This is a genomic window from Salmonella sp. 2020_1395 (assembly GCF_043848115.1).
Lineage (GTDB): Bacteria > Pseudomonadota > Gammaproteobacteria > Enterobacterales > Enterobacteriaceae > Salmonella > Salmonella enterica.
On record NZ_JBCMFH010000001.1, the window covers coordinates 281,561 to 298,758 of the forward strand.

Sequence of the window (17,198 nt, forward strand, 5' to 3'; positions counted from 1 at the left end):
GAAATCCCACGGACAATTCCGTGAGCCAGTTATCCGACGTAGAACAGAGGAAGGGAGGAGCCCTTGCCGAAAAGGCCATCCATGGTGAATCGGGAACGCTCCGGTTCCCGTTAATGCCTAATAATTATCGTAATATAAACAACCGTGAATCAGTATAGGCCGCAATTTTTGATGATTCAACCGAAAATTGTTAGCGTGCTAATTACCAGCGGTTAACAAGCCTTTAGTGAGACTTGTCGTGGGCGACATTGGCATGGGGAAACCCGGTCTCAGCGCAATCTGCATGAGACTGCATTTTGTAGCCTAACGCCGCCAGAACAACGGTAGAGAGCATTACGCTGGTGGTGGTCAGCAGCGGCGTGCTGATGAGCCATGAAACCACCAGGCTTGCCAGGAAACATAACCCCAGCTGCAGCGTATTTTGTAGCGCCGCAGCGCGCCCCGTGGCTTGAGGGAAAGGGCGTAACGCTTGCGCGACGACGATAGGGTAAATTGCGCCATTAGCAATCGCCATTACGCAGAAAGGAATCAGGATCTCCACCAGTGAGGTATTATTCAGAAGGCCCGCTCCCCAGGTGGCGATAACGCTCAGCGCGTACAGCCCTAACAGCCACGGAAGCAATTGGTAGCCCTGCCATTTTTGTAGCGCCGCGCGGCAACCATATCCGCCAATCAGAAAAGCGATGGTTTGCGGAACATAGCTCAGGCCAATCACTGCCGGGCTGTAACCCATCGCGCTGAGAATAAACGGCGACCCTGTTAGCCACGCAAAAAAGCTGGCGGAACAGGCGGCATAAATCAGCACATTACCGCGATAGGTTTTAGAGCGTAACAACGTCGCGAAAGTGAGTTTATCCTGTCCCTCGGTACGCGCTTTTACCGATGGTTTTAAGCGCAGCGCCGGCAACATCAGCAACAACGTAATCACGAACAGGGTGGCGAAAATCGCCTGCCATGAGAAATGCGTCAGTATCCAGCTTCCCAGTAAGGGCGCAAGCGCCGGGGATAATCCCACCAGTGGCATGATAGTGGCGAAGATACGGTTAATTTTTTGCGAAGGATAATAATCGGTCACCAGCGCTTGCCAGATTACCGTTGCCGCACAAACGCCGACGGCCTGCACAAAGCGCAGCGTCAGCAGTGCTGCCGCGCTTTCTACCCACAGCATCCCCAGACTTCCGAGCGCAAAGATAGATAACCCCAGCAGTAAAATCGGTTTACGGCCATAACGATCCGATAGCGGTCCCCAAAGTAGTTGCGCGACGGCAAAGCCAGCTAAAAACAGGCTGAGGCTGGCGCTGACAGCGGCGGCAGGCGTTTGTAAATCCGCCTGTATGGCGGCAAACGCGGGCAGGTACATGTCCGTAGCCAGAAATCCCAGCACGCTAAGACCGGCTAACCAGACTAAAAAACCTTTTCCAGGTTGCATATTTGTTTCTCTTTCTTATCAGACAGACATTGTCGCAGAGTGTAGGGAGTGAAATTACGGTTGTGAAACGTTAATATTTGTCCAGTGAATTCAAAATTTTTGTAGGCAAATTATGTGGTCGGAATACTCGCTTGAAGTGGTTGACGCCGTGGCGCGCAATGGCAGTTTTAGCGCGGCGGCGCAGGAACTGCACCGTGTGCCTTCAGCAGTCAGTTATACCGTTCGTCAGCTAGAGGAGTGGCTGGCCGTACCGCTTTTTGTACGACGTCACCGTGATGTTGAACTGACGCCTGCTGGCGTCTGGTTTTTAAAAGAAGGGCGTTCTGTTATCAAAAAAATGCAGATCACTCGCCAGCAGTGTCAGCAAATTGCTAATGGCTGGCGCGGGCAGTTAGCTATTGCGGTGGACAATATCGTCAGACCAGAACGTACCCGGCAGATGATCGTCGATTTCTATCGCCATTTTGACGATGTTGAACTGCTGGTTTTTCAGGAGGTGTTTAACGGCGTCTGGGACGCGCTCTCCGACGGGCGTGTCGAACTGGCGATTGGGGCGACGCAGGCGATTCCGGTAGGGGGGCGTTACGCTTTTCGGGATATGGGGACCCTGAGCTGGAGCTGCGTAGTGGCAAGCGATCACCCGCTGGCGTCGATGCCTGGGCCGTTAAGCGATGATACCCTGCGCAACTGGCCGTCGCTGGTCAGGGAAGACACTTCGCGAACCTTACCGAAACGGATTACCTGGCTGCTGGATAACCAAAAAAGGGTCGTCGTACCGGACTGGGAGTCATCGGCAACCTGCCTGTCGGCAGGACTATGCGTGGGAATGGTGCCGACGCATTTTGCCCGACAGTGGATAGACAGCGGAAAATGGGTGGCGCTGACGTTAGAGAATCCGTTTCCCGATGCGGCCTGTTGCGTGACGTGGCAGCAAAACGAAGCCTCGCCCGCGCTGGCATGGCTGCTGGACTATTTGGGCGATAGCGAAACGTTGAATCGGGAGTGGCTGCGGGAGCCAGAAGAGGCTCCCGACAGTGGGGATTAACGCCGATAGTCGCGGAACGGGCCGTCAGCGACCGAGCGACGCTCAACCAGGCGTGGATGAACTTCAATAGACTGTGACTCTTCACGCTTATTGACGATGCGATCCAGTAGCATATTAAATGCGGTTTCGCCTAAAGAGTCTTTGGGCTGGTGAATCGTCGTCAGCGCCGGGGTAAAGAAACGGGCGTTACGCACATTGTCATAACCGATCACCGAAACGTCCTGCGGTACGCGAAGCCCCATTTCGTCAGCCGCGCAAAGCGCGCCCATCGCCATAATATCGCCGCCGCAGAAAACGGCGGTAGGGCGATGTGACTGCGATAAGATTTGCTGCATCGCGTGGTAACCGGATTCCGGCTCGAAGTCGCCCTGAACAATCCAGTTGTCCGGCACGTTGATCAGCGCCTCCTCCATAGCTTTCATAAAGCCTGCCAGCCGGCCCGCGCCGGTGTTGCGCTCCAGCGGGCCGGGAATAACGCCGATATCCCGGTGGCCGCGTTCAACCAGATAACGACCCGCCATATAGCCGCCTGCAAAGGCGTTATCAATCACCGTGTCGGTAAAATCGGCCTTCGCTTCACCCCAGTCCATCACCACCATCGGAATATGGCGATACTCTTCCAGCATGGAAAGCAGAGGTTCTGGATACTCAGAACACATCACCAGTAGGCCATCCACGCGCTTTTGCGCCATCATGGACAGGTAGGCGCGCTGTTTTTCCAGGTTATTCCAGGCGTTGCCTAAAATCAGCGTATAGCCTTTCTGGAAACAGTTTTTTTCAACTGCCTCGATAATTTCGGCAAAATAGGCCGCTTCGCTGCTGGTCGCCAGTAAGCCTATCGACTTGGTATGGTTAACCTTCAGGCTACGCGCGACGGCGCTGGGAGAGTAGTGCAGCTCTTTAATTGCCGCCCAGACCGCGTTACGCGTTTCTTCAGCGACAAAACGCGTTTTGTTGATTACGTGTGATACAGTTGTAGTGGAAACGTTTGCTCGTTTCGCTACATCTTTAATTGTTGCCATTACATTTCACTCCAGACCCTCGCTAAGCTCCTGAGAAACGCCAGGTAAACGTTTGCCTACACACACCCTAATCGCAACATCAGGGTTGCGGCACGCCGGAAAAACGACACGGAACGTCAGGAAGGGGTCAATGGCCGTTACGCTAATTCAGTAAGCCTGGAATTTTGTCTGATCTTGAGGAAAAGGGGAAGCGTTAAAAACAGTTATCAATATAAAACATGAGAGATTTTTGTGCGGGAATGTGCAAAAATGCGCTATATCACTTTTTGTGTGGGAATAAAAAGGAGAAAACTTGATGAGTACCGACCTGAAATTTTCGTTGATTACTACGCTGATTGTTCTGGGCGTGATTGTCGCAGGTGGATTAACGGCCGCTCTGCACTGATTTCCTCTCTTCTGAGGGTGGGCGTCTCCTCTATTCTATCCCTCTCTAAAACGCAGAAGGCGTACCTTCTGCGTACTCAGACTTATGCGGCGAGATTTTTCGCAACAAATTCCCAGTTAACCAGCGCCCAGAAATGCTCCAGATAGTTTGGACGGGCGTTGCGGTAGTCGATGTAATACGCGTGTTCCCACACATCAACCGTCAGCAACGGCGTTGCATCCGTAGTCAGCGGCGTACCGGCATTTGAGGTAGAAACGATAGCCAGTTTGCCATCAGCGCTTTTTACCAGCCATGTCCATCCGGAACCAAAGTTTTTGATAGCGGCATCGGTGAACTGCGCTTTAAATTCCGCGAAGCTGCCAAAAGATGCCGCGATAGCATCAGCCAGTTTCCCGGTCGGTTCGCCGCCAGCGTTTGGCGCCAGGCAGTTCCAGTAGAAGGTGTGGTTCCACACCTGAGCGGCGTTATTAAAGATACCGCCTTCGGAGGCGCGTACGATCTCTTCCAGCGATTTGCCTTCAAACGCCGTGCCTTTGATCAAATTGTTAAGATTGGTCACGTAAGTCTGATGATGTTTGCCATAGTGATATTCCAGCGTCTCAGCAGAAATATGCGGCGCCAGAGCATCTTTGGCATACGGTAATGCAGGTAATTCGAACGACATTGCTTCTCTCCTTATTATTAATATTGCGCACGCACAATAACCCTGGTGCGCGTAAGGATAGGGTAGCAAATTGAGAGGTGGCGCAAAAGAAGAAGTTATCCTGTCGTTAAACGACAGGATAAAATATTAGCGAATTGTTTTAGGCGTCATCACCCGACGAGCGCCGACATAATGACGTTGCCAGTACTCTTCGTTCAGTGAGGTGATCTTAATTTCCTGACCGCTGCGCGGGGACTGAATAAACTTACCGTTGCCGACATAGACGCCAACGTGATCGGCGGTGCCGCGCCCCTGCGTACGGAAGAACACCAGATCGCCGTTTTTCAACTCGCTACGCTCAATGGGCGCCGCGTCACGCAGGTGATACATCTCATTCGCCGTTCGGGGGATACGGATCTTCACTAAATCTTTATAGGCATAATAAACCAGACCGCTGCAATCAAAACCGGTGCGCGGCGACGCGCCTCCCCAGTGATACGGTTTACCAATCTGATTCATGAGTTTGGACATCGCGGTTTTCGTCGCTTTTTGTACTTTTGCACGATGCGCATCGGCAATAGAGACCGGCAATGTTCCTTTCCCCTTCACGCAGTGCGGCTTACGGCCTTTACGCGTCGTGCATTTTTCCGTTACGTCGAGGGCGGCGATTGACGTGGGCGCGGTTCTGTTACGACGATGCGTCGTATGACGAGATTTCGTGGAGGCGGTGGTACGTTTTGGCGTAGAAGCGGAAGAAGAACGGCTGGTTTTTGAGGTTTTTTTTACGTTTTTTTTGCTGTTTTTACTGATCTTTTTCGTTGTGCTTTTCTTTTTATCTGCCGTTTTCGTGACATGAGAAACAGCAGGCGTCGCTTTGGCTTGCCTGGAAGCATGGGCCATTGGCGTAAAGGGGAGAGTAGTAAAAAGTAAAGCACAGAGCGTGATCGAGATTTTGTTTATCCGCGCCACTGAGCAATCCTCTGTTAAAGGCAGGCGATTCATGCCTGCGTATGATTTACAAAACCTGATAATTCTAATCTACAAAAGCACAGATTGGTAATTGCTTTTGGTTTCTGAAGCTGTGTTTCGTTAACAGATGTAAAAAAATAGCAATTAATGCTAAACACAAACGCGTTATCTACAAATCACTGCTCGGCAACCCGCTTAAAAGATATTTTGTATACAACTTATTCCCGCAGACGGTAAAATAATAAGGCATGATGAAAATGTTATTTTCCGTTGCCAGCCTGACCCGTTACAATGACAGGCTTCGGTCGTAAAAGTAGTTTAAGGAAGCGAGACAATGAGCACCACTATCGAAAAAATTCAGCGCCAGATCGCTGAAAACCCGATTCTCCTGTATATGAAAGGTTCACCGAAACTGCCAAGCTGTGGTTTCTCTGCGCAGGCCGTTCAGGCGCTTTCAGCCTGCGGGGAACGTTTTGCCTATGTTGATATCCTGCAAAACCCGGATATTCGCGCTGAATTACCGAAATACGCCAACTGGCCGACATTCCCACAACTGTGGGTGGACGGCGAGCTGGTCGGCGGGTGTGATATTGTGATTGAAATGTATCAGCGTGGCGAGCTGCAGCAGCTTATTAAAGAAACTGCGGCAAAATATAAAACTCAGGAGCCGGACGCAGAGTAATCTGTGCAAGAGGAAAGCGACCTGTAAAGGTCGCTTTTTACCGCCATCGTGAGCAAGAGCGGCGTTGTTAGCCTCGTTATTTGTCCGTCGGCAAAGGTAACGGCCAGCCGCCCAGGCGCTTCCAGCGATTGACGATTTCACAAAACAGCACCGCTGTCCGCTCGGTATCATACAAAGCGGAATGGGCCTTTTCGCCGTCAAACTCCATACCTGCCGCCAGGCACGCTTTTGATAACACCGTTTGTCCCAGCGCCAGTCCGCTCAATGCCGCAGTATCAAAGGTGACGAACGGATGAAACGGGTTACGTTTCAGCGAGGCGCGCTCTGCGGCGGCCATCATAAAACTGTGATCAAAAGTGGCGTTATGCGCGACCATAATGGCGCGGCTACAACCGCTGTCTTTGATACCTTTACGCACCATTTTGAAAATAGCGTGTAGCGCCTCATATTCACTCACCGCGCCGCGTAGCGGGTTAGAGGGATCGATACCGTTAAACGCGAGCGCTTCCGGCTGTAAGTTGGCTCCAGCGAATGGCTCCACATGGAAATGCAGCGTCATGTCCGGCATCAGCCAGCCTTGTTCATCCATTTTCAGCGTGATGGCGGCGATTTCGAGCAGCGCATCGGTTTTAGCGTTAAATCCTGCAGTTTCAACGTCGATGACGACAGGATAAAAACCACGAAAACGGTCGCACAGACCGGAAAGTTGAGCGTTATCGGACATCTGAGTCTCTTAATACGAAAAAATGCAGCGCGTATTATGGCAAATTTTACGCCGGGATGCAGTAAAACAACGGGCGCAGTGACCTGCGCCCGGCGGGGGATCAGTTACCCAGACCGCGGCCTGCGTCTTTAGCTTCAATCAATTCGATTTTATAGCCATCCGGATCTTCAACGAAGGCGATGATGGTCGAACCGCCTTTTACCGGCCCCGCTTCACGGGTCACGTTGCCGCCGTTTTGACGAATGCGTTCACAGGCTTCAGCAGCATTGTCAACGCTCAGCGCGATATGCCCGTACGCATTGCCCATGTCGTAGCTCTCAACGCCCCAGTTATAGGTTAGTTCGATGACCGCTTCTTCCGTTTCCGGACCATATCCCACAAAGGCCAGCGAGTATTTGTATTCCGGATTCTCACTGGTACGCAGCAATTTCATGCCCAGAACGTTAGTGTAAAAAGCGATGGAACGCTGCAAATCGCCGACGCGCAGCATAGTATGCAATAAACGCATTTTCGTTGTCCTTAAAATAGTCAAGATATTCAAAGTATAGCGGCGATGTGAGGCCGCTATCAATGAAATTACAGAGTAGGGTAGTCAGTGTAGCCTTCCGCGCCGCCGCCATAAAAACTTTCGGGACGCTGTGGATTGAGTTTCGCTTTACATTGCAGACGCGCTACCAGATCCGGGTTAGCGATGTAATCGCGACCAAACGCCACGGCGTCAATCAGCCCTTTTTCGATCAGATCTTCCGCTTTTTCTGGCGTATAGGCGCCAGCGCCGATGATGGGACCGTGGAAACGTGCGCGCACTTTTTCACGGAACGCGTCGCTGTACGGTTCGCCGCCCGCCCAGTCTGGTTCAGACATATGCAGATAAGCAATGCCGCGTTTGCCTAACGCTTCAATCAGATAAAGGGCGTCAGCTTCTTCATTCGGGCCGTTATCGACATTCTGGAAAGTGCCGACAGGAGAAAGGCGGATGCCGATACGGTCCGCGCCCCATTCCTTAATGCCGGCATCAACCACCTCCAGCACCAGACGGGCGCGATTCTCTACGCTGCCGCCGTACTGATCGGTACGGTGATTAGAAGACGGTGAGAGGAACTGGTGCAGCAGATAACCGTGCGCGGAGTGCAGCTCCACCAGATCGAAGCCTGCCTCTCGGGCATTGGCGATAGCCTGGCGGAAATCGTTGACGATCCCGGGGATCTCGTGAGTATCCAGCGCGCGCGGCGTGGAAGTTTCTACGCGGATGGCCTGACCGTTTTCGTCACGCAAAGAGGTGCGGGTTCCCGCATTGATAGCGGATGGCGCGACGGGCGCTTGTCCGCCTGGTTGCAGGCTGGCGTGTGAAATACGGCCCGTATGCCACAGTTGCACCGCCATATGGCCACCCTGAGCATGAACTCCCTGAGTGATTTTTTTCCAGGCGGCGATCTGCTCATCGCTGTGTAATCCCGGTGCGCCGGCATAGCCTTTCGCCTGTGCGGAGATTTGTGTGGCTTCGCTGATGATCAATCCGGCGCTGGCGCGTTGACGGTAATATTCCGCCATTAACGGCGTAGGAATGTCGCCCGGTTCAATACTCCGCAAACGCGTCAAAGGCGCCATAAATACGCGATTTGTCGCCGTGATGGCACCCACCTTGAGGGGGGTAAACAGTTTTGCTGATGACATAGTGGCTCCTGATATAAGTAGACCGGTCGTCTTGTAATAAAGGAAATAAAAACGCCTGTTACTGCTCAGGCGTTGCAATGATGGTCTTAACATGCGCCAACGCATTTTCCAGCGGCGCGGCGCTACGGGATATTTTGGCCTGCAAATTGGCGCCCAGCCACAGAGCATAAAGTACCTGCGCCTGTGGCAACGGCTGGCCGGTGAAATGTAAACAGTGGCTATTACGACCATCTTCCAGCGCGCGTGTAAGCAGTGCCATGATCTCCTGCGCCCCTTTATCCATCGTAGAGCGCATATCCTCCGACAGATCGCAGACCTCCGCTGACAGTTTCACCGTCAGGCAACCGCTGATGGCGCCTTGCTGGCAAAACTGCTTTAACGTTTCCTGATACCAGGCGAGAAGACGATCGCGATGATTACCGGGACCGGAGGTGAAGTGCGCCGTAAGACGCTGATGATAGCAGGCGTAATGTCGCTCAAGCATGGCGACGCCGAAGGCTTCTTTCGAGCGAAAGTAGTGATAAAACGACCCTTTAGGCACCTGGGCGGTTTTGAGCAACTCGCTAAGCCCCATGCCGGTAAAACCCCGTTGCATACAAAGCTGCTCGCCGGTGGCCAGCAGATGTTCGCGGGTATCGTGTTCGGTTTGCTTATTCATGACAGGCAGTATAGTAGACCAGTCGGTCTACTGCAAGCAGAGTTGCCATAATGTCAGTTAGCGTCTTCAATAGTCATAAGCGCCAAACGTTGAGGAGGGGATGTGGCCGAGCAGTTGGAGTTTTTTCCTGTAGCAAGCCCATGTCGCGGTATCTGCCAGTCTGATGAGCGTGGCTTTTGTCGGGGATGTATGCGCAGCCGCGACGAACGGTTTAACTGGCAAAAAATGAGCGATGCCGAGAAACAAAATGTACTGCGGCTTTGTCGCCAGCGTTTCTTGCGTAAAATACGCGCAAATAAGCCTCTCCCATCGGAAGATCCTCAACAACCTTCACTCTTTTAAACGCGGAATTGCGTATACTCAACCTCATTATTCTCTATGAGGAATCTGTTATGGTTCAGCGTGTCACCATCGCTCCACAAGGCCCGGAATTTTCGCGTTTTGTCATGGGTTACTGGCGTTTGATGGACTGGAATATGTCCGCGCGTCAGTTAGTGAGTTTTATCGAAGAACATCTGGATTTGGGCGTCACCACCGTTGACCATGCGGACATTTATGGCGGTTATCAGTGCGAAGCGGCGTTTGGCGAGGCGCTAACGCTGGCGCCGCATTTGCGGGAAAAACTGCAAATCGTTACCAAATGCGGTATTGCGACCACCGCCAGAGCGGAAAATAGGCTCGGTCATTATATTACCGATCGCCGCCATATTATTCTGAGCGCCGAACAGTCATTAAAAAATCTGGCGACAGATTATCTGGATATGTTGTTAATTCACCGTCCCGATCCGTTAATGGATGCGGATGACGTCGCCGAGGCGTTTCAACATCTGCATCAAAGCGGCAAAGTGCGCCATTTTGGCGTTTCTAATTTTACGCCAGCGCAATTTACGTTGCTGCAATCGCGCCTGCCGTTCACCCTGGCGACCAACCAGGTGGAGATCTCGCCGGTTCACCAGCCTTTGTTGCTGGACGGCACATTAGATCAATTACAGCAACTGCGTATTCGTCCGATGGCCTGGTCATGTCTTGGCGGCGGTCGGCTGTTTAATGATGAGGCTTATCAGCCGTTGCGCCAGGAACTTTCCGTTATCGCGCAAGAACTCAACGCCAGTTCTATTGAACAGGTGGTCTATGCCTGGATTTTACGTTTGCCGTCGCAGCCGCTGCCGATTATTGGCTCGGGTAAAATCGAACGCGTACGCGCCGCACTAGAAGCGGAAACGCTGTCATTGTCGCGTCAACAGTGGTTCCGAATCCGCAAGGCGGCACTGGGTTATGACGTGCCGTAATCGCCAACTCGTTGACTTTCCGTTCATGTTTTCGCCAGTGGTTTACACTTAACAGGCGACCACATGTAACGGAGGTTTTATGAAGCGATTAAGTTTAGCGATGGTGACGCTGTTGGCCTGTGCGGGTGCGCAGGCCAACAGCGAGAAAGTAGAGATGAACCTGGTGACGGCGCAAGGCGTAGGACAGTCTATCGGCACCGTCGTCATCGATGAAACCGAAGGTGGCTTAAAATTTACCCCACACCTTAAAGCGTTGCCGCCGGGCGAGCATGGTTTTCACATTCATGCCAACGGTAGCTGCCAGCCCGCGATTAAAGACGGCAAAGCGGTTGCCGCAGAAGCCGCTGGTGGTCATCTGGACCCACAAAATACCGGCAAGCATGAAGGACCGGAAGGCCAGGGGCATCTGGGCGACCTCCCGGTGTTAGTCGTTAATAATGATGGTATCGCCACCGAACCGGTTACTGCGCCGCGTCTGAAGTCTCTTGATGAAGTGAAAGATAAAGCGCTCATGATCCATGTGGGCGGCGATAACATGTCCGATCAGCCGAAACCGCTCGGCGGCGGCGGAATGCGTTACGCCTGCGGCGTCATTAAATAACCTGGAGCCAGCGTTCCCTGCGCTGGAGCCTGTTCCAGCTGCGACAGCGAACAGTGTAAGCGCCAGATAATCGCCGCCAGCTCATGCGCGGCGGGTTGATGATGATGTGCGAGCGTGTCGCAGATACGCTGTAGTTCCTGTAGCGTGACGGCAAGCGGGCGTTGCTGCACGCCGCGCTCGCTCATCACATCGCGCAGCAGGGATATACAAATATCCCGCACCCGGGAAAGCGGATCGGAACGCGACTCCCAGGCGCGCAGCTGCCACACCACATGCGAGCAGTTCAGCAGTACCACTCCCCAACGTAATAACCACCGGCGCGCCAGCGCATCCTGGCTATTGCTGAGCTGACTGACGTGATGATAGGTCAGCGATTCAAACTCGCTTTCGCTATGGGAAGGGTGACGGCTAAGCTGATCGACGAAATCCCGGCGTAGCGCGCGGATATGGCGGCGGCTTTTTACGGCATCGGAACCGGGGCGCAAAATCGCAAACGCCAGCCAGGAAATCGCGACGCCGACGATCTTGGCGGTATTATCGTTAAGGAAGTCGGCGAAGTCGTACACCGGAGGATTGGTCACGGCGATGAATGAGCCCATAAAGACGATAAGCTGCCCCCACAGTCCCGCCAGCTTAGGCATCTGCAGTTTAAGCAGTTGCATCGTGACGAACAGCGGAAAAAGGAAAAGTAAGAATTGCCACAGATCGGTGATTTGCACCATCAGGCCAAATTTCACCACGAAGCTGAATAAGGACAGCAGCACTAAAGTACGCATCAATAAGGAAAGCGACTTAAACGGCGTGGCGACGATGGAGTAGAGAACGCAACTGATCGCCGCCAGGGTTAATGCCCCAGGCCCGGATTCCCATTGCGCGCCAATACTCCAGGCGCCAATCACCGTGAGCGTGCAAAAGGTACGCACGCCGCTCCAGATGGCCTCTGCGTTATCCGTATGCCGCGCAAGGCCGGGAGTGCGGCGGATATGGATTTGATCCACCGGCGCGCCGCTTTCGATCAGATATAACTGACGGCTGCTGCGCAGATATAAGTGGCAAAAATAGCGTAATCGCTGCCAGAACGCGAGGTGACGATAATCCTGTTCATCCTGCGGGCGTAGCGGCGCAATAATCCGCGCCACGGTGTAGCTGTCCGCGCGCGGTTTTGCCAACTCAGCTAAGAGTTGTTCAATGACTTCGCGGCTGTTTTCCGGCGGCGTCGGCCAGTTTAAAAGCATTCTACGCAGACTGGAGATCACGCTGGTTAGCCGTAATTGCTGGTGTAATAATGCATTTAGCAATGCATTCTGGCGGCGAAAACGGTAGTGACTCCAGAAGGCCTGAATACGCAGCAGGTTCATGGTCAGGATTTGCCCAATCACGCCCTCATGCGCGGAGCGGATAGCGTCGGTAGTCTCCGGCTGCCACAGTAGACTGGCATGTTCCAGCAAGCGCGCATGCATGTTTTTCAACGCGGTGAGCAGGGCAGTGCCATCCGATGTGCTGGGTAGGATCATCATCATCATGCCGCCACAGAGGATGCCGACGATAACTTCACATACACGTGCCTGGGCGATATCCCACAACTGCGTGATTTCTACAATATTAACCATCGGGAACGCGATGATCGCCGCCGTGTAGCCGGACAACTGGAAAGCATAAGCGACATTATTGGTAAAATGCGCGCAGGCCCAGGTACAAAAACCGATCCAGGCGGCCATGCTAAATAAGAACAACCAGGGTTCATTCAGCGTATGGCCGGCAATAATCAACGCGGCGGTCGCGCCGAGTAAACTCCCGGCAATACGCCCCAGACTTTTACTGATTACGCCGCCTACGGTCGGAAAGCTCACCACTGCGGCCGAAGTCATCGCCCAGTAGGGCTCATCCAGATTGAGATAATAAGCGAATGTCAGCGCGAGACACATGGCAATGGTATTGCGCAACGCGTAACGCCACTGGCCGGAGGTCGCTTTAAACCAGGGCGTATTTCGCAGGGCTGGCAGGGAGAGTTTCATTACCGCTGTCCAATGGCTACGCTGCAGGTAGTGCCGGAGACGAGCGTGATATCCTGCGGCAAAGCGTCAAATTCGATACGTACCGGTACGCGTTGCGCCAGACGTACCCACGGTACGTTGGGTTTGATATCGGGCACTAAACCGGAGTCACTTTCCACGCTTTGGTCGTAAATAGCGCGCCCGATACTGCCAACGTGACCCTGTAACTTAACATTGCCACTATACAGTGTTATTAATGCAGGCTCACCTTCGCGGATGTGGCGTAGTTTGGTTTCTTCGAAATATCCCATTACATAAAATGAATGGCTATCTACCAGGGCGAAAAGTGGCTTACCGGTACTGGCATAATCACCGGTACGCGTGGAAAGGTTGGTCACCCAGCCGGATACCGGCGCTTTTACTTCCGTCTGGCTAAGCTGCCACTGCGCCTGTTTTAACGTTGCCAGTGCGACATCTACGCTGGCCTGCATCGCTTTAACATTCAGATTGGCGCTATCCAGATCTTCAGCAGAGATGTAGTTACGCGATAAATGTCGACGTCGATCGGCTTCATTATTCGCTTTTGCCAGATCGGACTGCGCTTTGGCCAACTGCGCCTGCGCGTTAAGTTCTGCAATATGGAAGGGCGTTTTATCAATGACAAAGAGAACGTCCCCGGCGTTGACGAACTGATTATCTTTGATATTGAGTTGGGTAATGCTGCCAGAAACCTGCGGCGTTACGCTGACCTGTTCCGCGCGGATTTTACCATCGCGCGTCCACGGTGACTGCATATAGTAATTCCATAACCACCACGCGGCCAGAACGGCGACAACGGCGACAATGAGAGTAGAAAAATATTTTATTGTTTTTAACGACATATTTACCACGCGATCAGTAAAACGAGGCCCAGACATACGCAAAGCGTAAAGAGGGAGAGATCCATTAACAGGGGATGCCAGATTTCATCAGAGTATATCCGGTCACGCAGGAGTCGGTGAATAAACAACCAGATAACGAACCCAAGCGCAAAGGCTTTAAAGAATGGCGGAAAGTAAACAGATGCTCCCAACATGAGATCTTGTAAGGGCAATCCTGTGGCGTTGAGTATACACTTCACAAGCAATGTTCCTTTGCGTCAGACATCGATACTTTAGTTTTAGCCAAAACTGAAGCTACAGGTGCCAGGTGCGCACTATGTCTGAAAAAATGTCTATTGGTAAGCAAATTTAGCAATACATTTGTTTTGAGAATACAAATACTGCACACTATTCTAAAATCAGCATAATAACTTAGCAAGCTAATTATAAGGAGATGAAATTGGAATCGCCACTAGGTTCTGATCTGGCACGGTTGGTGCGCATTTGGCGTGCTCTGATTGACCATCGCCTCAAGCCTCTGGAATTGACGCAGACACATTGGGTCACGTTGCACAATATTCATCAATTGCCGCCTGACCAGTCGCAGATTCAATTGGCTAAAGCGATAGGCATTGAGCAGCCATCGCTGGTACGCACGTTGGATCAACTTGAAGATAAGGGGCTAATTTCGCGGCAAACCTGCGCCAGCGATCGTCGCGCTAAGCGGATTAAACTGACCGAAAAAGCGGAGCCGCTGATCGCTGAGATGGAAGAGGTCATTCATAAAACGCGCGGTGAAATTTTGGCTGGGATTTCTTCAGAGGAGATTGAGCTTCTGATTAAACTTGTCGCTAAACTTGAACACAACATTATGGAATTGCACTCTCACGATTGAGGTGCAGGGGCATACGTGTGGCCATGTGACCACACGTAAAGCCTGGTTTAGCGTGGAGAGACAGTAACCTGGCTGCCATTGCTGGCCAGCACGACACGCTGACCTGCCGAGAAACGCGTATTTCCTTGTTTCTGCACAACCATAATGGTGTTGCCATCGTCTTTACGAATTTCCAGTTCCACACCCTGGGTTTTATTCATTGCGCTCTGGACGCCCTGGCCCGCTACGCCGCCAGCCACCGCGCCTGCCGCGGTCGCCAGTGAACGACCCGTACCACCGCCGATAGTGTTGCCGAGGAATCCGCCCAACACCGCGCCGCCGATAGCGCCAATCACGTTAGAATCATCACCGCCCTGAATTTGAACCGGACGAACGTTAACGATAGTACCGTACGTTACATTCTGAACTTGTTTAGCCTCGGATGCGGTATAAACATCACCCGAAAGGCTATCATTGTTAACACACCCAGCTAAGGATAACCCCATCAGTGAAACGGCCAGTACACGTTTAATCATTTACCCATCTCCTGTTCTTCACGAAACGCTATTTCAGCATCCCTATAGCTAAATTATATGGCATTTATGCAGTTAAGGTCATATCTTCTGCCGAAAGAATGTAAAAATCATAATCAGAAGTTAATTAACTAATCTTAAACGAAGTGGGAAGCAAGAAAAGATAGGTTATTGATATCCGTGGACGGCACGGCAAAAAACGTGACGCGGGCATCGCATTGCAAAATACGTTATGCCGAGTGTTAAGGCTTAACCCAGCTTAATAAGGAAGAGGTATGAAATCGGGCCGTTTTATTGGCGTTATGTCCGGGACCAGCCTTGATGGCGTGGATGTTGTACTGGCGGCAATTGATGAAACCATGGTTGCGCAACAGGCAAGTCTCACCTGGCCCATTCCCGTTCATCTGAAAAAAGGCATTCTCGATATTTGCCAGGGACAACCGCTTACGCTCTCGCAACTCGGCCAGCTGGATACCCAGTTAGGCCGGCTTTTTGCACAGGCGGTTAATGCGCTGTTAGCGCAACAACGTTTGCAGCCGCGGGATATCGTCGCCATTGGTTGTCATGGGCAAACGGTCTGGCATGAGCCGACCGGCGAGGCCCCGCATACGCTGCAAATTGGCGATAATAATCACATCGTCGCCCATACGGGGATTACAGTGGTCGGCGATTTTCGGCGGCGGGATATTGCGCTGGGCGGACAAGGCGCGCCGCTGGTGCCCGCTTTCCATCACGCGCTGTTGGGACATCCGACGGAAAAACGTATGGTCCTGAATATCGGCGGCATCGCCAATTTATCTCTGCTTTTCCCCGGACAGGCGGTGCGCGGGTACGACACGGGGCCGGGTAATATGTTGATGGATGCGTGGATTTGGCGACAATGCGCGCAGCCCTACGACAAAGACGCGGCATGGGCGAAAGAAGGTCAGGTTATTCTTCCATTGCTGCAAAAGATGTTGCGCGATCCGTACTTTGCTGCGTCGGCGCCCAAAAGTACAGGACGCGAATATTTCAACTATGGCTGGTTAGAGCGTCATCTTACGGCTTTCCCTGGCGCAGACGCGCGCGATGTACAGGCCACGCTGGCGGAGCTGACGGCGGTCTCCATCGCCCAACAGGTGCTGCTCAATGGCGGCTGCGAGCGGCTGATGGTTTGTGGCGGCGGAAGCCGGAATCCGTTAGTGATGGCCCGTCTGGCGGCGCTGTTGCCCGGTATCGAGGTTTCGACCACCGATAAGGCGGGGATCAGCGGCGATGATATGGAAGCGCTGGCCTTTGCCTGGCTTGCCTGGCGAACGCTCGCGGGCCTGCCGGGAAATTTACCTTCCGTGACGGGGGCTACAGAAGCCAGTGTTTTAGGCGCTATTTACCCGGCTAACCCAATAACTCAGAGTTAACTGAATTTTTCCCGGACCCTATATCGGTAAACTAGCAAGGTCAGGAAGGGGCGTTTGCCCTTCCAGAAGCAGGAGAGCTTTCGGGATATGCCTATGAAAAAGATCGCAATAATGTGTTTACCTGTGCTGCTGACCGGCTGTAGCGTTTATCAACAATTTGTTGAACGTATGCAAACGGATACGCTGGAATACCAGTGTGATGAGAAGCCGCTTACCGTTAAAGTCAATAACCCGCGTGAAGAGGTCAGTTTTGTCTATGACAATAAGCTGCTGACCCTGAAGCAAGGAATCTCGGCCTCGGGCGCGCGTTATACCGACGGGATTTATGTTTTCTGGTCGCAAGGCGAGAGCGCCACGGTCTATAAACGAGACAGAATTGTGCTTAATAACTGTCAGTTACAAAATCCGAAGCGTTGAGA

At 52.5% G+C, this 17,198-nt stretch carries 21 protein-coding genes; 9 read left to right on the top strand and 12 right to left on the bottom strand.

Annotated elements, in window-relative coordinates; all coding sequences use genetic code 11:
• Nucleotides 1-223 precede the first annotated feature (223 nt).
• Entirely contained in the window at nucleotides 224-1,429 is a 1,206-nt protein-coding gene (gene punC / locus ACH0WD_RS01500) for a purine nucleoside transporter PunC (protein ID WP_001182319.1), read from the bottom strand.
• 112 nt (nucleotides 1,430-1,541) lie between these two features.
• Between punC and punR the strand changes: the two genes are divergently transcribed.
• Nucleotides 1,542-2,474: a DNA-binding transcriptional activator PunR gene (punR, locus tag ACH0WD_RS01505; protein WP_000269523.1), complete on the top strand. Its 933-nt coding sequence runs from the start codon at nucleotides 1,542-1,544 to the stop codon at nucleotides 2,472-2,474.
• Here punR and purR read toward each other — a convergent pair.
• A complete protein-coding gene (purR, locus tag ACH0WD_RS01510; protein ID WP_000190992.1) occupies nucleotides 2,471-3,496 on the bottom strand; it encodes an HTH-type transcriptional repressor PurR in 1,026 nt (341 codons plus the stop codon). The genes punR and purR overlap by 4 nt on opposite strands.
• A gap of 295 nt (nucleotides 3,497-3,791) precedes the next feature.
• Here purR and ACH0WD_RS01515 point away from each other — a divergent pair, with 295 nt between their 5' ends.
• Nucleotides 3,792-3,881, top strand: coding sequence for a YnhF family membrane protein (locus ACH0WD_RS01515; protein WP_000102277.1), 90 nt, complete (start codon nucleotides 3,792-3,794; stop codon nucleotides 3,879-3,881).
• Nucleotides 3,882-3,963: 82 nt separating this feature from the next.
• On the opposite strand, the gene sodB is transcribed toward ACH0WD_RS01515, so the two are convergent.
• Entirely contained in the window at nucleotides 3,964-4,545 is a 582-nt protein-coding gene (gene sodB / locus ACH0WD_RS01520; protein WP_000007294.1) for a superoxide dismutase [Fe], read from the bottom strand.
• A 126-nt stretch (nucleotides 4,546-4,671) separates the two neighbouring features.
• The gene (locus tag ACH0WD_RS01525) at nucleotides 4,672-5,493 is read right to left on the bottom strand and encodes a C40 family peptidase (protein ID WP_001747632.1); all 822 of its coding nucleotides are present in this window, start codon (nucleotides 5,491-5,493) and stop codon (nucleotides 4,672-4,674) included.
• Between the two features lie 334 nt (nucleotides 5,494-5,827).
• Between ACH0WD_RS01525 and grxD the strand changes: the two genes are divergently transcribed.
• Nucleotides 5,828-6,175, top strand: a complete 348-nt coding sequence (gene grxD, locus ACH0WD_RS01530; protein ID WP_000108176.1) for a monothiol glutaredoxin 4 — start codon at nucleotides 5,828-5,830, stop codon at nucleotides 6,173-6,175.
• Nucleotides 6,176-6,251: 76 nt separating this feature from the next.
• On the opposite strand, the gene rnt is transcribed toward grxD, so the two are convergent.
• The 4 genes from rnt to ACH0WD_RS01550 form a co-directional block, all read right to left on the bottom strand.
• On the bottom strand, nucleotides 6,252-6,899 hold the full coding sequence (rnt, locus tag ACH0WD_RS01535) for a ribonuclease T (protein WP_001282267.1): 648 nt from the start codon (nucleotides 6,897-6,899) through the stop codon (nucleotides 6,252-6,254).
• A gap of 100 nt (nucleotides 6,900-6,999) precedes the next feature.
• Nucleotides 7,000-7,407, bottom strand: coding sequence for a lactoylglutathione lyase (gloA, locus tag ACH0WD_RS01540; protein WP_001237787.1), 408 nt, complete (start codon nucleotides 7,405-7,407; stop codon nucleotides 7,000-7,002).
• 68 nt (nucleotides 7,408-7,475) lie between these two features.
• On the bottom strand, nucleotides 7,476-8,573 hold the full coding sequence (locus ACH0WD_RS01545; protein ID WP_000092927.1) for an alkene reductase: 1,098 nt from the start codon (nucleotides 8,571-8,573) through the stop codon (nucleotides 7,476-7,478).
• Between the two features lie 58 nt (nucleotides 8,574-8,631).
• A complete protein-coding gene (locus tag ACH0WD_RS01550; RefSeq protein ID WP_001041825.1) occupies nucleotides 8,632-9,231 on the bottom strand; it encodes a TetR/AcrR family transcriptional regulator in 600 nt (199 codons plus the stop codon).
• A gap of 102 nt (nucleotides 9,232-9,333) precedes the next feature.
• Between ACH0WD_RS01550 and ACH0WD_RS01555 the strand changes: the two genes are divergently transcribed.
• The 3 genes from ACH0WD_RS01555 (at nucleotide 9,334) to sodC2 (ending at nucleotide 11,121) form a co-directional block, all read left to right on the top strand.
• Complete coding sequence (locus tag ACH0WD_RS01555; protein WP_001538148.1) at nucleotides 9,334-9,573, top strand: DUF1289 domain-containing protein; 240 nt, start codon at nucleotides 9,334-9,336, stop codon at nucleotides 9,571-9,573.
• Nucleotides 9,574-9,623: 50 nt separating this feature from the next.
• The gene (locus ACH0WD_RS01560) at nucleotides 9,624-10,520 is read left to right on the top strand and encodes an aldo/keto reductase family oxidoreductase (RefSeq protein WP_000250721.1); all 897 of its coding nucleotides are present in this window, start codon (nucleotides 9,624-9,626) and stop codon (nucleotides 10,518-10,520) included.
• Nucleotides 10,521-10,599: 79 nt separating this feature from the next.
• A complete protein-coding gene (gene sodC2, locus ACH0WD_RS01565; protein ID WP_000826828.1) occupies nucleotides 10,600-11,121 on the top strand; it encodes a superoxide dismutase [Cu-Zn] SodC2 in 522 nt (173 codons plus the stop codon).
• Here sodC2 and ACH0WD_RS01570 read toward each other — a convergent pair.
• From ACH0WD_RS01570 to ACH0WD_RS01580, 3 genes are read right to left on the bottom strand one after another with little or no spacing between them, the layout of a single operon-like run.
• Nucleotides 11,097-13,136: an FUSC family protein gene (locus ACH0WD_RS01570; RefSeq protein WP_000777633.1), complete on the bottom strand. Its 2,040-nt coding sequence runs from the start codon at nucleotides 13,134-13,136 to the stop codon at nucleotides 11,097-11,099. The two genes, sodC2 and ACH0WD_RS01570, sit on opposite strands and share 25 nt — an antisense overlap.
• Nucleotides 13,136-13,996, bottom strand: coding sequence for an HlyD family secretion protein (locus tag ACH0WD_RS01575; RefSeq protein ID WP_001538147.1), 861 nt, complete (start codon nucleotides 13,994-13,996; stop codon nucleotides 13,136-13,138). Before ACH0WD_RS01575 ends, ACH0WD_RS01570 begins: the two co-directional genes overlap by 1 nt.
• A 2-nt stretch (nucleotides 13,997-13,998) precedes the next feature.
• On the bottom strand, nucleotides 13,999-14,235 hold the full coding sequence (locus tag ACH0WD_RS01580) for a DUF1656 domain-containing protein (RefSeq protein WP_000649755.1): 237 nt from the start codon (nucleotides 14,233-14,235) through the stop codon (nucleotides 13,999-14,001).
• A gap of 194 nt (nucleotides 14,236-14,429) precedes the next feature.
• Between ACH0WD_RS01580 and slyA the strand changes: the two genes are divergently transcribed.
• Complete coding sequence (gene slyA, locus ACH0WD_RS01585; protein ID WP_000764554.1) at nucleotides 14,430-14,870, top strand: transcriptional regulator SlyA; 441 nt, start codon at nucleotides 14,430-14,432, stop codon at nucleotides 14,868-14,870.
• Nucleotides 14,871-14,917: 47 nt separating this feature from the next.
• On the opposite strand, the gene slyB is transcribed toward slyA, so the two are convergent.
• Complete coding sequence (slyB, locus tag ACH0WD_RS01590) at nucleotides 14,918-15,385, bottom strand: outer membrane lipoprotein SlyB (RefSeq protein ID WP_000597179.1); 468 nt, start codon at nucleotides 15,383-15,385, stop codon at nucleotides 14,918-14,920.
• Between the two features lie 272 nt (nucleotides 15,386-15,657).
• On the opposite strand from slyB, the gene anmK reads away from it, so the two are divergent.
• Both anmK and mliC read left to right on the top strand, forming a co-directional pair.
• The gene (gene anmK, locus ACH0WD_RS01595; RefSeq protein WP_000835021.1) at nucleotides 15,658-16,779 is read left to right on the top strand and encodes an anhydro-N-acetylmuramic acid kinase; all 1,122 of its coding nucleotides are present in this window, start codon (nucleotides 15,658-15,660) and stop codon (nucleotides 16,777-16,779) included.
• A gap of 87 nt (nucleotides 16,780-16,866) precedes the next feature.
• Complete coding sequence (gene mliC / locus ACH0WD_RS01600; protein WP_001132086.1) at nucleotides 16,867-17,196, top strand: C-type lysozyme inhibitor; 330 nt, start codon at nucleotides 16,867-16,869, stop codon at nucleotides 17,194-17,196.
• Nucleotides 17,197-17,198 lie beyond the last annotated feature (2 nt).

What these genes read in the sequence shown, in the direction of transcription:
- punC (WP_001182319.1), bottom strand. Translation starts at nt 1,429, where the DNA reads ATGCAACCTGGAAAAGGTTTTTTAGTCTGGTTAGCCGGTCTTAGCGTG.
- punR (WP_000269523.1), top strand. Translation starts at nt 1,542, where the DNA reads ATGTGGTCGGAATACTCGCTTGAAGTGGTTGACGCCGTGGCGCGCAAT.
- purR (WP_000190992.1), bottom strand. Translation starts at nt 3,496, where the DNA reads ATGGCAACAATTAAAGATGTAGCGAAACGAGCAAACGTTTCCACTACA.
- ACH0WD_RS01515 (WP_000102277.1), top strand. Translation starts at nt 3,792, where the DNA reads ATGAGTACCGACCTGAAATTTTCGTTGATTACTACGCTGATTGTTCTG.
- sodB (WP_000007294.1), bottom strand. Translation starts at nt 4,545, where the DNA reads ATGTCGTTCGAATTACCTGCATTACCGTATGCCAAAGATGCTCTGGCG.
- grxD (WP_000108176.1), top strand. Translation starts at nt 5,828, where the DNA reads ATGAGCACCACTATCGAAAAAATTCAGCGCCAGATCGCTGAAAACCCG.
- rnt (WP_001282267.1), bottom strand. Translation starts at nt 6,899, where the DNA reads ATGTCCGATAACGCTCAACTTTCCGGTCTGTGCGACCGTTTTCGTGGT.
- gloA (WP_001237787.1), bottom strand. Translation starts at nt 7,407, where the DNA reads ATGCGTTTATTGCATACTATGCTGCGCGTCGGCGATTTGCAGCGTTCC.
- ACH0WD_RS01545 (WP_000092927.1), bottom strand. Translation starts at nt 8,573, where the DNA reads ATGTCATCAGCAAAACTGTTTACCCCCCTCAAGGTGGGTGCCATCACG.
- ACH0WD_RS01550 (WP_001041825.1), bottom strand. Translation starts at nt 9,231, where the DNA reads ATGAATAAGCAAACCGAACACGATACCCGCGAACATCTGCTGGCCACC.
- ACH0WD_RS01560 (WP_000250721.1), top strand. Translation starts at nt 9,624, where the DNA reads ATGGTTCAGCGTGTCACCATCGCTCCACAAGGCCCGGAATTTTCGCGT.
- sodC2 (WP_000826828.1), top strand. Translation starts at nt 10,600, where the DNA reads ATGAAGCGATTAAGTTTAGCGATGGTGACGCTGTTGGCCTGTGCGGGT.
- ACH0WD_RS01570 (WP_000777633.1), bottom strand. Translation starts at nt 13,136, where the DNA reads ATGAAACTCTCCCTGCCAGCCCTGCGAAATACGCCCTGGTTTAAAGCG.
- ACH0WD_RS01575 (WP_001538147.1), bottom strand. Translation starts at nt 13,996, where the DNA reads ATGTCGTTAAAAACAATAAAATATTTTTCTACTCTCATTGTCGCCGTT.
- slyA (WP_000764554.1), top strand. Translation starts at nt 14,430, where the DNA reads ATGAAATTGGAATCGCCACTAGGTTCTGATCTGGCACGGTTGGTGCGC.
- slyB (WP_000597179.1), bottom strand. Translation starts at nt 15,385, where the DNA reads ATGATTAAACGTGTACTGGCCGTTTCACTGATGGGGTTATCCTTAGCT.
- anmK (WP_000835021.1), top strand. Translation starts at nt 15,658, where the DNA reads ATGAAATCGGGCCGTTTTATTGGCGTTATGTCCGGGACCAGCCTTGAT.
- mliC (WP_001132086.1), top strand. Translation starts at nt 16,867, where the DNA reads ATGCCTATGAAAAAGATCGCAATAATGTGTTTACCTGTGCTGCTGACC.